The organism is Providencia sp. PROV_01 (genome assembly GCF_053098325.1).
Genome location: NZ_JBRFKD010000002.1, coordinates 944710 through 957518 on the forward strand (window position 1 = coordinate 944710; position 12809 = coordinate 957518).

11 protein-coding genes are annotated in these 12809 nt (G+C 36.2%); 6 read left to right on the plus strand and 5 right to left on the minus strand.

The genetic code is table 11. The annotated features are described in order from the left end of the window. Positions 1-43: 43 nt before the first annotated feature. Genes pepQ through hemG form a run of 4 tightly spaced genes read left to right on the plus strand, consistent with a single transcriptional unit; the run spans position 44 to position 4057 of the window. Positions 44-1378, plus strand: a complete 1335-nt coding sequence (gene pepQ / locus ACU696_RS04935) for a Xaa-Pro dipeptidase (RefSeq protein ID WP_109912568.1) — start codon at positions 44-46, stop codon at positions 1376-1378. After that, the gene (locus ACU696_RS04940) at positions 1378-1992 is read left to right on the plus strand and encodes an IMPACT family protein (protein WP_109912567.1); all 615 of its coding nucleotides are present in this window, start codon (positions 1378-1380) and stop codon (positions 1990-1992) included. Before pepQ ends, ACU696_RS04940 begins: the two co-directional genes overlap by 1 nt. Positions 1993-2020: 28 nt before the next feature. Further along, on the plus strand, positions 2021-3472 hold the full coding sequence (gene trkH / locus ACU696_RS04945) for a Trk system potassium transporter TrkH (RefSeq protein ID WP_109912566.1): 1452 nt from the start codon (positions 2021-2023) through the stop codon (positions 3470-3472). Between the two features lie 60 nt (positions 3473-3532). Further along, the gene (hemG, locus tag ACU696_RS04950; RefSeq protein ID WP_109912565.1) at positions 3533-4057 is read left to right on the plus strand and encodes a menaquinone-dependent protoporphyrinogen IX dehydrogenase; all 525 of its coding nucleotides are present in this window, start codon (positions 3533-3535) and stop codon (positions 4055-4057) included. Between the two features lie 740 nt (positions 4058-4797). Here hemG and idi read toward each other — a convergent pair. From idi to ACU696_RS04970, 4 genes are all read right to left on the minus strand, one after another. Next, positions 4798-5319: an isopentenyl-diphosphate Delta-isomerase gene (gene idi, locus ACU696_RS04955; RefSeq protein ID WP_004914838.1), complete on the minus strand. Its 522-nt coding sequence runs from the start codon at positions 5317-5319 to the stop codon at positions 4798-4800. Positions 5320-5464: 145 nt separating this feature from the next. Beyond that, positions 5465-6121 (minus strand): two-component system response regulator NarL, encoded by a 657-nt coding sequence (gene narL / locus ACU696_RS04960; protein ID WP_004914835.1) that lies wholly within the window; start codon positions 6119-6121, stop codon positions 5465-5467. A gap of 18 nt (positions 6122-6139) precedes the next feature. Then, positions 6140-7897, minus strand: coding sequence for a nitrate/nitrite two-component system sensor histidine kinase NarX (gene narX / locus ACU696_RS04965; protein WP_004914834.1), 1758 nt, complete (start codon positions 7895-7897; stop codon positions 6140-6142). A gap of 373 nt (positions 7898-8270) precedes the next feature. Further along, on the minus strand, positions 8271-9185 hold the full coding sequence (locus tag ACU696_RS04970; RefSeq protein ID WP_109911823.1) for a DUF808 domain-containing protein: 915 nt from the start codon (positions 9183-9185) through the stop codon (positions 8271-8273). 303 nt (positions 9186-9488) lie between these two features. On the opposite strand from ACU696_RS04970, the gene ACU696_RS04975 reads away from it, so the two are divergent. Beyond that, the gene (locus tag ACU696_RS04975; RefSeq protein WP_004914830.1) at positions 9489-10475 is read left to right on the plus strand and encodes a glycosyltransferase; all 987 of its coding nucleotides are present in this window, start codon (positions 9489-9491) and stop codon (positions 10473-10475) included. 43 nt (positions 10476-10518) lie between these two features. Here ACU696_RS04975 and uriH read toward each other — a convergent pair whose 3' ends face one another. Further along, positions 10519-11463: a uridine-preferring nucleoside hydrolase UriH gene (gene uriH / locus ACU696_RS04980; RefSeq protein WP_004914829.1), complete on the minus strand. Its 945-nt coding sequence runs from the start codon at positions 11461-11463 to the stop codon at positions 10519-10521. 265 nt (positions 11464-11728) lie between these two features. On the opposite strand from uriH, the gene ACU696_RS04985 reads away from it, so the two are divergent. Further along, positions 11729-12472: a helix-turn-helix transcriptional regulator gene (locus tag ACU696_RS04985; RefSeq protein WP_209102700.1), complete on the plus strand. Its 744-nt coding sequence runs from the start codon at positions 11729-11731 to the stop codon at positions 12470-12472. Positions 12473-12809: the final 337 nt, after the last annotated feature.

Consider the following 12809-nt stretch of genomic DNA (forward strand, 5'->3'; position numbering starts at 1 on the left):
GGTAAGCTTAATTTTTCTAATTAATGCTGAAAGGTTGAAGGAAATGGAAAAACTGACTGCACTCTACGCTGAACACATTAAAACGTTACAAAACAGAACTCAGCAAGTTTTACAGCGCAGCAAATTAGATGCCATATTGATTCATTCAGGTGAACCCCTACGCATCTTTCTTGATGATAGCGACTATCCGTTTAAAGTTAACCCTCATTTCAAAGCGTGGGTACCTGTTACCGATGTTCCACATTCATGGTTATTAGTTGATGGTATAAATAAGCCTAAGCTATGGTTTTATTCCCCCGTTGACTATTGGCATAGTGTTGAGCCACTACCGAACAGTTTTTGGACCAAAGATATTGAGCTAATCCACTTAAAAAATGCGGATGACATCAAAACGCTTCTCGCAAGCTTATCAAAAGAAAATGTTGCCTATATAGGCTCAGCAACGGCACGAGCAGAATCTTTAGGGATTTCTTTGCATAATATCAATCCCAAATCGGTTTTAGATTACTATCATTATCATCGTTCTTATAAGACAGATTATGAGCTTTACTGTATGCGAGAAGCTCAAAAAATGGCTGTAAATGGGCACCTCGCTGCTCTCGAAGCATTCCGTGCAGGTATGAGCGAATTTGATATTAATGTCAGTTACTTACAATCTACCGGTCATCGAGATACCAATGTGCCTTATGGTAATATTGTTGCGCTGAATGAAAATGCGGCGGTATTACATTACACGAAACTACAGCAAACTGTGCCGAACGAATTACGCAGTTTTCTTATTGATGCAGGCGCTGAATATAATGGCTATGCTGCTGATATTACGAGAACTTATGCGGCGAAAGGTAAAGACGAATTTGCTGAATTGGTTGCAGATGTCAACACAGAGCAGCTTGCTTTAATTGATACGATTAAGGCAGGTGTCCGCTATACTGATTATCACGTGGATATGCATCATAGGATTGCTAAGATACTGATTAAACATGATATTGTTAAAGATATTAGCGAAGAGTCGATGGTGGAAAGTGGCTTAACAACGCCATTTTTACCTCATGGTTTAGGCCATCCACTTGGGTTACAAGTTCATGATGCTGCAGGTTTTATGCAAGATGATAGTGGTACTCATCTCGCAGCTCCTAAAATGTATCCATTCTTGCGTTGTACTCGTGTTTTAGAACCTAAAATGGTGTTAACTATTGAGCCTGGGCTCTACTTTATTGAATCTCTGTTATCTGAATGGAGAAATGGGGAGTTCAGCCAACACTTTAATTGGGATAAAATCGAGTTCTTCAAACCTTACGGTGGAATCCGCATTGAAGATAATATCGTGATCCATGCAAATCGTATTGAGAATATGACTCGAGACTTACATTTACGTTAATGAAACCTTATTTAATACCGGCTGAAACCATTTCTTTTACAGAAGAAATCAAAAAAAGCCAATTTATTACGTATTTAGCTCATACAGATGGTATTGAAGCGGCAAAAGATTACATTCAATCGATTAAAGCTCAATACCCAGATGCCCGGCACCATTGCTGGGCATTTGTTGCTGGTCGGCCTGATGATTCACAAAAATTGGGGTTCTCTGATGACGGAGAGCCGACAGGAACAGCAGGAAAACCCATCATGGCGCAACTATTAGGTAGCAATCTAGGGGAGGTTACCTGTGTTGTTGTACGTTATTTTGGTGGGATAAAACTAGGCACTGGTGGGCTAGTTAAAGCTTATGGAAATGGTGCCCAGCAAGCATTAAAAATATTACCAACAAAGACAAAAGTACCACAAAAAATCTTTAATTTAGTGTGCGACTATTCATTGATTAATGCGATTGAACAACTGCTTGTCCAAGTGAATGGCACAGTTTTACACAGTGATTATAATGAAACTGTCTCTTTACAAATTGCAATTCCTGCCACTCTTGAGCAGGAAGTCAATGATAAATTACGCGATATAAGCCGTGGAGCCTTAACGCTCACGTCAGAATCACAATAGTAAACAGTTTTATCAAGGAACCTGCCGAATGCATTTTCGTGCAATAACCCGTATAGTCGGGCTGCTTGTCATCATCTTTTCTTTTACCATGGTTATTCCTGGTATTGTCGCGCTAATTTATCGTGATGGTGCAGGGCGAGCTTTTAGCCAGACTTTTATTACTGCTTTGCTAATTGGCCTTTTTTTGTGGCTACCAACCCGTAATAGCCGGCACGAACTGAAAGCAAAAGAAGGCTTTCTTATCGTTGTTTTATTTTGGACGGTACTGGGAAGCGTAGGGGCATTACCTTTTATTTTTTCTGAAAGACCTAATCTTTCGGTAACTGATGCTTTTTTTGAATCGTTCTCAGGATTGACGACGACAGGTGCGACAACGTTAACAGGGCTTGATTCCCTACCCAAAGCTATTTTATTTTATCGGCAGATGCTTCAATGGCTTGGGGGGATGGGGATTATTGTACTTGCCGTTGCAATTTTACCACTTTTGGGTGTCGGGGGAATGCAGCTATATCGTGCAGAAATGCCGGGTCCTTTGAAAGACAATAAAATGCGGCCTCGTATTGCAGAAACAGCAAAAACATTATGGCTTATCTATGTACTGCTAACTATTGCCTGTGCGGTTGCTCTATGGATAGCCGGTATGGATGTTTTTGATGCTATTTCTCACAGCTTTTCGACTATCGCTATTGGTGGGTTTTCAACTCATGATGCTAGTATTGGTTATTTCAATAGTCCTGCGATTAACACTATCATTGGTATTTTCCTGATTATCTCTGGTTGTAACTTCGGTTTGCACTTTGCAGTATTAACTGGACGTAGTTTAGGGATTTATTGGCGCGATCCTGAATTTAGAATGTTTATTAGCTTCCAGTTTGTCTTGGTGGTTATTTGTACCTTAGTACTTATGTTCCATTCTGTTTATAGTAGCTTTGGTCAAACACTTGATCAGGCATTCTTCCAAGTCGTGTCCATGGCGACAACGGCTGGATTTACGACAGATAGCTTTTCTGGTTGGCCTCTTTTTTTACCTATGCTGCTATTGTGCGCCGCATTCGTTGGTGGATGTGCAGGCTCGACAGGTGGTGGGTTAAAAGTTATTCGTATATTGTTACTTTTCTTACAAGGCTCGCGTGAGTTAAAGCGCCTAGTTCACCCAAATGCAGTCTACACAATCAAATTAGGACAACGCGCATTACCTGAAAGGATCATCGAAGCTGTTTGGGGCTTCTTTTCTGCATATGCACTGGTCTTTGTCGTCAGCTTATTATTACTGATTGCTACAGGAGTTGATGAATTCTCTGCTTTTTCAGCAATTGCAACGACACTGAATAACTTAGGGCCAGGGTTAGGGACTGTGGCTGATAATTTCACAACGATGAACCCTACAGGCAAATGGATATTAGTTGTCACGATGTTATTTGGGCGTTTGGAAGTTTTCACTTTATTAGTGCTACTGACTCCCACTTTTTGGCGTGAATAGTTGGGTACAATTAATAAATAATATTACCTATATAGAAATGATATTAATTTAGGAACAATAATGAGCTACTTACTTTTACACTCCAGTACGGATGGGCAAACTAAAAAAATTATTCTAAAAATGGCGGAGCAACTGAGAAACTCAGGTCGTGAATGTGATATTCGTGATTTAAATACTGACCAACAGCTTAATTTATCAGGCTACGATAAAGTATTAGTAGGGGCATCCATTCGTTATGGGCATTTCAATAAAAAACTACAACGCTTCGTGCTTTCTCATCAAAATCAATTGAACTCAATGAAGACGGGTTTTTTTGCTGTAAATTTGACGGCAAGAAAAGAAGGCAAGAATACGGTAGAAACCAACGCATATACGCGAAAATTTTTAGAAGCATGTCCTTGGAAGCCTACATTGAAGTCTGTTTTTGCCGGAGCGCTGTTTTATCCACGTTATACATGGTTTGATAGAATGATGATTCGTCTAATAATGAAAATGACAGATGGCCCAACCGATCCAAAAACAGAGATTGAATATACTAACTGGGAAAAGGTTGCTGAATTCACAGTTGAATTTGATGATTTGTAGTTCACAATTTCAACAAAACGTAGTTATTTTGTGTGATTTGTTTAATAAATCATCGCTTGATGAAATAAATCAAAAAAACACTTGCGAGAATTTTTCGAACCCAACTACCCAACTACCCAACTACCCAACTACCCAACTACCCAACTACCCAACTGCTTTTAACGACTCGCTTAATTTATTTGATTTTATTCCTCTTCGCAGAGCCATTAGTCATGAATATAACTATCGCTAATGGAAGCTCACGATGCAAAGTAGTGAGTAACAGCTCACTTCTATTTGAGCTGCAAAGAGGATGGTGAGTTAAGAGGGAAGAATTAAATCAACGCGTTGCACTCTGAGTATTCAGGGGGGAATGCGATTGAGGGGATAAGGTAGTGAGTAATAGCTCACTTATTATAGGATTAAAAATATATCGGGTAAAAGAAGGAATAAAATATAGTGAATAAGGCCGCAGTAAGTTTTAAGTGATTACTTACTATAGAAATATACCAGTAAAGTTTATTAATAATGTAATTATATTCAATGAATAAATAATAATGACAATATTTAGTATTGAAAATAATTCAATGGAAAAGATTAGTTAGCCTACGTTGAGAATTGAGATTAAACTAGCACTATTTATTTATATGAAACTGATAATTAAATTATTTTCTCATCTATAATATATCTTTATGATATGTAATATTATATAAATTTTTTTATGATTTGAATGGTGTCTTAAAAATTAAAATATTACAAACTCATTTATTTAAAATATTTAATAAAGGAAATTCTTCCAATATTTTTTTAAACCATGGTGTAAATATTTCAGGCGTAAGAACGATCTCTTGTTTTAATTGAGGAAGACTTACCCACCGTATAGATGAAACTTCATCCCTATTTGGTTGAATATATTGGTTGTAATAACCAATAAAAATATGGTCATATTCATGTTCAATTAAGCCTCCCTGAACATCAGCTTTATAAATTAAGGAACCCACATATGTTAATGGGGTGACAAAGCCTAGCTCCTCTTGAAGCCTACGTTCAGCAGCTTTCTGAGTATCCTCATTAGGTTTAGGGTGACTACAGCAAGAATTTGCCCATTGCCCTGCTGAATGATATTTATGAAGTGCCCGTTGTTGAATTAATAGCTCATTTTGCTCATTAAAGATAAATACTGAAAATGCTCGATGTAGATAACCGAGTTGATGTGCCAATAATTTTGACATAACACCAACAGGTTCATCATGTTCATTAACTAAAATTAATTCATCTTCCATTTATACTATTTTCCATCATAAAAATTATTACACTAGTTTAGTATAATTAAAAATATAAGTTTGCATATTAGAGCTGTTTATTAGTTAACATGATTTTTTCAAAGCTCACAGCTATCATAAGCTTATATAGCTGTGAGATTAAAAATTATTTTTGTTGTAACACCCAAACAGCGGCTTCAACCCTTGATTTTAAATTGAGCTTTTTAAGTAAATGTTTAACATGTACTTTTACTGTGCTTTCTGCGATATCTAGTTTACGAGCTATCATTTTATTTGATAAGCCTTGTGATATCAGCTCTAGAATATCGGCTTCCCTTGGTGTTAATGAAGTTATATTATTATCATCCTGTGTGGTATTGTCTCTGAGTGATTCAGCAAGTACAGATGCTAATGTTGGGCTAACAACTAACTTACCGCTAGCGGCTTCTTTTAGGGCGACTATAAGCTCTTCAGGCTCCATATCTTTAAGCAAATAGCCATCAGCACCTCTTTTTAGTGCATTGACTAAATCATCACTATAATTAGAAACAGTAAAAAGAATAATCCTACCGGATAGTTCTCGCTTTCTAAGTTCATCAAGAGTTTCAAAACCATTCATTCCAGGCATGTTGAGATCCAGTAAAATAAGATCAGGATCTTGCTCTTCAGCGATCTGTATACCTGTTTTACCATCTCCTGCTTCACCGATAACTTGTAATGAAGATTCCAAACTAATCAATTGTTTGACTCCATTTCTTAGCATCGGATGATCATCAATAAGTAGAATGGTTGATTTTTCGTTTACTATATTTGTATTTTCCATAGATGATTTTCCGGTATGTTAAGCGTCAGATAAAGGAAAGGTAACTTTTACCTCTGTTCCACCTTGAGGCCTAGGTGTAATACAACAATTACCATTAAGGCTTAATGCTCTTTCTCTCATAATAATAAGCCCATAATGATTAAGTTTATCAGTGTTTGACGTGATCCCTGCACCATCGTCGATAATGGTAATAGTAACAATACCATCATACTGGTTTAATGAAACCTCAGCCGATGTTGCATTAGCATGTTTTAGAATATTAGTTAATGCTTCTCGGACGATTTGTATAATATGAATAGATTGGTGTGGTGAAATACTCTTTGCGGGTAGGTCGTAGTTTAAGGTTACTGTATACCCCATACGTTCGCTAAATTCATTAATGGTACTTTCTAATGAGGGAAGTAGGCCAGGTTCCATTAATTTAAGCCTAAATGTGGTTAATAGCTCTCTCAGTTGGCTATATGCGGTATTAATTTCGCTGCGCATTTCTGTTAAAAGCTGTTGAGGTTTTTCTGGTAATGGCTCAGGCTGTAATTGCAGATAGCTAATTTGCATTTTCAAACAAGATAAAGACTGAGCGATAGAGTCATGAAGCTCGCGTGCAATTGCAGAGCGTTCATCCATGATAAGCAACTGTTGTTGTTGTTCTATTTGGTGCTCCATCGCGAGCATACCAGAGATTTGTTTTGCTAGAACAGAAACGAGGTTGTTTTGTTCGTCTGAAAGTATTTGATTATCTTCAATCTCACCAATAATAACGCCATAACGATGCATATTGTCTGATAAATCCCATTGTAAGCTGAGAGGTTTATCGATTGAAATTTGTTGTTTTAGCTTCGTTGTCTTCGCTTCAGATAATCCGGTTGAATAGCAACATATTTCATGAAAATAAGCTTCATTACTCTCTTCATACAACCGTAAACTTAGATTTTTGAGTATGGTAATGTTTTCTAGTTCAATAAGGACTTTTTGTAATCGCAAATAGAGGGGATCTGATGAATGAAGAATTTGGTTTGATTGATATAAATAAGATAACACTTTATTTTTTGTGATTAAATCTGCAGTTTTTTCTGCAACTCTTTCTTCAAGTTGATGATAGCTTAGCGCTAATTCATCTGACATTTGATTCAGCGTTTCTCCTAATGCGTTTAACTCATCTTGCCTATTATTTTTAGGGTAGCGTTGGCTAAAATCTTTTCGCCCAATCGCATTGACCATTGATAATAATTTAACCCATGGGTAATAAATTTTTCTTCTTAAGTGCCAGATGGTTCCCATAAGTAATAAGAATACTAAGCTAATAAAAATCAGTTGTGTCATAGCTACATAAGCAATCTTTCTTTCTGTTTTCTCATCAATATTATGAACCAATTCATCAAGTTTACTTACAAATGATATAACTTCGTACCTTGCATCGTTAGGCGTATTTGCTTCCATTAATGAAGGTCGTAAGATATGTAACCAGTAATTATAGAGCTCATCAAATTGAGGCGTTAAGCTTTCAATTTTTACAACTTGGGTCAGTTCTGGGCTAATGAGGTCAGATTCTAATGCGTCGAGATAACGCTGATTTTGAGTGTTCAGAGGGACGAGAGAAAGCAATCTGTAGCTCTGCATTCGTAGTGAACCTGATTTATTTATTGCGTGAGCATTACCTTGTACACTTATAATCATTCGATTAGAAATCGTCATCCCAATAATTCCTAAGATCGCAATAAGTAGCATAAGGCCGATCACTTGGTTAATAATTGAAAATCGACGATACAGTGTGGGCATGTGTCACTTCCTTAAAGAGTCGCGCTAGCGAACTTAAAATGCATAGTTCTAGTATTGTTCATAAAGGGGCGAACATTAAATATACTACTTTGGTAGTAATTTTCTGGTGTTATAACAAAATAGAAAATAGAAAATAAAATTTCTCTTTAAGTTTTGTACTTTTATTTATTGATATATAAGATTAAATTTGGTTTAGTCTGGAATGGGGATACGTATTATAGCTTAAATTAAAGATGAATTTCCTTTGATTTAGATCAGTTTAAATATCGATGAAAATCAATGTGTAAAATAATATACACCGAAAAATGTTACTGAAAAACTATCGAATGGCAGGAAGAAAGATAGCTCTAATCGATAGAGCTATCTTTTTGTTTTAGGCTTTTTTAAATTTTTTGAATAGTGAGATTATCGAGACAAGGATTAGGCCGGTTACTAGCCCAAAACATAAATTAATTATAGTCGGTAAGACAAACTGCATAGTACTACCAATGATAGGTGTTAAGGTTGCGGTAAATGATATTTCGGTAATCCATTCTGAAATATAGCTGATACCGTGCGTTAGGATACCTCCACCGACCATAAACATCGCAGCTGTTCCTACAATAGATAATGTTTTCATGAGATAAGGAGTCGCATAAATTAAGGCATTACCACATTTTTTTAATAAAGAAGAGGTTTTCTTCTGTAAATAAAAGCCTAAGTCATCTAATTTCACAATACCTGCAACTAAGCCATACACACCGACAGTCATCACGATAGCAATGATAGAGAGTACGGCTACTTGGTTGATAAAAGAGGTAGTGGAAACAATGCCGAGTGTGATGGCAATAATTTCAGCTGATAAAACAAAATCGGTACGAATAGCTCCTTTGATTTTTTTACTTTCAAATTCCTTAAGTTCTTCTGCTGATAATTGCAATTGGTGTTGGGGAGTAGAATCTTTTGCATTAGAATGCAATAGCTTATGAGTGATTTTTTCTGCTCCTTCAAAACAAAGATAGGCTCCACCAATCATGAGTAGAGGTGTGATAGCCCAAGGGATAAACGCACTGATTAACAACGCTAAAGGAACAAGTATTAATTTATTAACAAATGACCCTTTAGCGACGGCCCAAACAACAGGAATTTCCCTCTCTGCACGAACGCCTGTGACTTGCTGGGCGTTTAGTGCGAGGTCATCACCTAAAACTCCGGATGTTTTTTTGGCAGCCATTTTTGTCATGACGGAAACATCGTCTAGTACAGCGGCAATATCATCAAGTAATGTGAGTAAGCTACTTCCAGCCACAAGAATATCCTCAATATTTTTTAAGGTGTCATTAATGTTTATTAGGTCAATTAATGGATAATTAGTTCATTACAATATAAATCATACTTACAAATAAGATAATTCCATTGCAGATTGATAAATCTGAATTTTAAATTATTAAATTTTTATGACAATGGAACCAATGTGATTTTTTCTTTTCTAACTTATTAATTTTAGTGAAGTAACATGAAGTGACATATTGCTATCTGCTACTTTGCTTTATATTTGGTTTAATTATTTAGCTTATGAATAATTTTTAATAGATTGGTATAGGGTTAATACATGTCTTCTCAGCCAGTTTTGAGTATTGTCGTTGCTGTATATAATGGTGAAAAATTTCTACCTCAGTTTTTTGATAGCTTAATCGCGCAAAAGTTAGAAAATTGGGAGTTGATCGTTGTTAATGATGGTTCTAAAGATAAAAGTGAAGACATCATTAAGTCTTACGCAGATAAATTTGTACATTTAAAAGTGCTTTATCAAGAGAACCAAGGCGTATCAGTTGCCCGTAATACGGGGATGGTAGAGGCTACGGGAAAATATATTACATTCCCTGATATTGACGATGAAATTAGCCCTCAAATGTATGGGCGTTTATTAGAAATAGCATTATCAAATGACCTCGATGTTGCAACCTGTAATGGAACTTATGTTTATACTAATGGTGATGCACCAAAGGCAATTTTCCCACCGAATAAAGTCCCGTCAACTGGGGTAATTTCAGGCCCTGAATGGCTTGAAATTGGCTTAAGTTCACGCAAGTTTCTGCATGTAACTTGGCTGAATTTATATCGTTTGGACATGTTGCGCCAACACAAATTTTTCTTTGAGCCTAAGTTACATCATCAAGACATTCCTTGGACGACGGAAGTCTTACTCGTGGCGAAGCGCGTGCAATTTATTAATGAACAATACTACCGATATTTAATCCATAACCAATCTGTTTCGCATTCATTAAGTGGTGATGAACGCTCTGTCCGCAAGATAAAAACGTATTTGAAGATTATTGATATGCTGCTAAATATTTACCAGCGTTATCCTGAACAAGTTAAACAGGCACCAGCTTGCTTATGGCAGGTAGGAAAGGAAGGTTTGGGGGTGATTCAAGCGCTATTAGCCATTAAATCACCCGATGTACAGAAGGAAATGGTACAACTATTTTTTGATAAGGGTTATTGGCAAATAGTGTGGGCGCATGCAACAACAGTAAAATTAAAATGGCGATTAATTAGACGCTACACTAAGTTAAAAGAAATTATCAAATCATAATCTTCTGAAAAGGTAGCTGTTTTTATAGGCTACCTTTTTGTTTTTATTTTTCTAGTTGCTTTAGAGAAGCAATAAACATATCCCATAACTGAGGGTTATTTAATGTTGTGGCGACTTGTGTGTGGCAATCTGCTTTAGCTGGATGGCGAAAGTCAGTCACTGTCATACCTGTTGTTAGAGCGCCTTGTAGCTCGATATCAATTGGAGCCTTAATCGTTTCCATTATGGATGGGTCGATAACATAAGCAACAGCGCATAGGTCGTGAACCGGGGCGTGGTCAGTATAGCCATTACGTCTACGGTAACCTGCCGTGTAGTAATTTAGAGATTCAACAACAAAGTCACTTACAGGTGTATTTAACGCTGCAATTGCTTCCATTATTTGGTCGTCTGGCCTTGCTTGGTGTGTAAGGTCTAACCCAATCATAGTGATAGGCCAAGTTTCATTAAACACGATATGAGCAGCTTCAGGGTCTATAAGGATATTGAATTCGGCGACTGCAGTACGGTTGCCCGTATGGTAGCCTCCTCCCATTAAAACAACTTCTTTTACTAATTCTACAATTTCAGGTGCTTTCCTCACGGCTAAAGCAATATTTGTGAGTCCTCCGATAGGTACGAGAGTAACCGTTTTAGAGGGATGTGACTTCAGCGTATCAATAATTAAGTCCACAGCGTGTCGTTGGTCAATAGGTAATTTGGGTTCAGGGAGGTGAGTGCCGTCCAGTCCTGTTGTTCCATGAACTTCTGGGGCAGTCTGTATTGTTCTCACTAATGGCCTAGAGCAACCAGCAGCGATAGGGATATCATTTGCACTAACGAATTCCATAATTGCGCGTGCATTATAAGTAACTTTGTCTAAAGTTTGGTTTCCGACAACCGTCGTTACCGCAAGTAACTCTACATTTGAATTTCCTAATGCTAAGAAAATTGCCATTGCATCATCATGGCCAGGGTCACAATCGATAATAATTTTATTGCTAGACATTATTTCTCCTTTTATTAGGTTATTTACTTTTAATTAACATAATATATGGATAAATTTATTTTTATGTGATGTAAGTTCTATTTTTATGAATGCTAATGTAATGAAATTATTCATTAGGGTTACTAATATAGAGTGATGTGATTAACATATTAATAACAATCGTGTTGAGTTTATAAAGATAATGTGTTCTTTATGAAGTTTTAAGCAATATAAATGAAGCCGCCTAGAGGGGGTTTATTAATTAGTTAATAATTGTGGAGGCAGAATGGAGAACTATCTGGAAAAATTACCTGATGTCATTGATTCTGTTGCAACTAACCAGTTTTATCCTAATTTATTATCATGGTTATCTTCACTTATTGCATTCGATAATGCGATTGTTTACTCCTTTGAAAAAGGAGCTCCACCCCGATTTCTTTCCAAAGTAGAGCGCCGTAATAGCGATAGTATTAACAGAATCTATCAACGAGGTGCTTATTTAATGGATCCATTCTACCAAGAAATCCAAAAGGGAGGCGCTTCCAAAGTATTAACACTAAAAGAACTCGCACCTAAAGGATTTTATCATACAGATTATTATCTCAATTTTTATCGTAAGACAGGGTGGTGTGATGAAGCTGGGTTGTTATTAGATATTTCAACTGACAGGCAATTAGGCATTTTTTTTGGTAATGAAGATAGGCCTTTTTTCTCGGGAAAATATACGCAAGCGCCCCTTAAAGACGCCTTCAATATCATTCGTAGTATGGTGAAACTTCATAAAGATGTTTCTCCTTCTTCGGTGTCGAACCACCATCAAAATACTGATATGCAAACACGATTTGGGCTGACACCAAGAGAGTGTGAAGTTGTCGAATTAATCTTAGCAGGTAAAGGTTCACCACAAATTGCACAGATGCTTTTCATTAGTTTAGGAACAGTGAAAAATCATCGTAAAAATATCTATCAAAAACTAAATATTAATTCACAGGTTGAATTATTTAACTTATTAATGAATAGGTTAAGCTAAGTATAATGTGTTTTTATATTTATTTTAACCTAATGATTTAATAGCATTTTATAGCTTGTTATCTTTTTTATTGCTGCATTATTTTTTTTATTTTTGTCTAGATGATTTGTATGAACTAAAATTAAATTAATAATCATTATTATTAATATGAGAATGGTTTATTAATTATTTGATTTTTAGATTGTTTTTTTATTTTTTTAAAATTTTATTATTATTTAAATATTCTACTTGCGTCACAATTGTTAATTTTATGTTTCGAATGTCCCTAAAGGGCTATGTAATTGTTAATGTAAGGTTAAGATAATCGAGTTATCGAAAGATACTAAATAGGGTATCC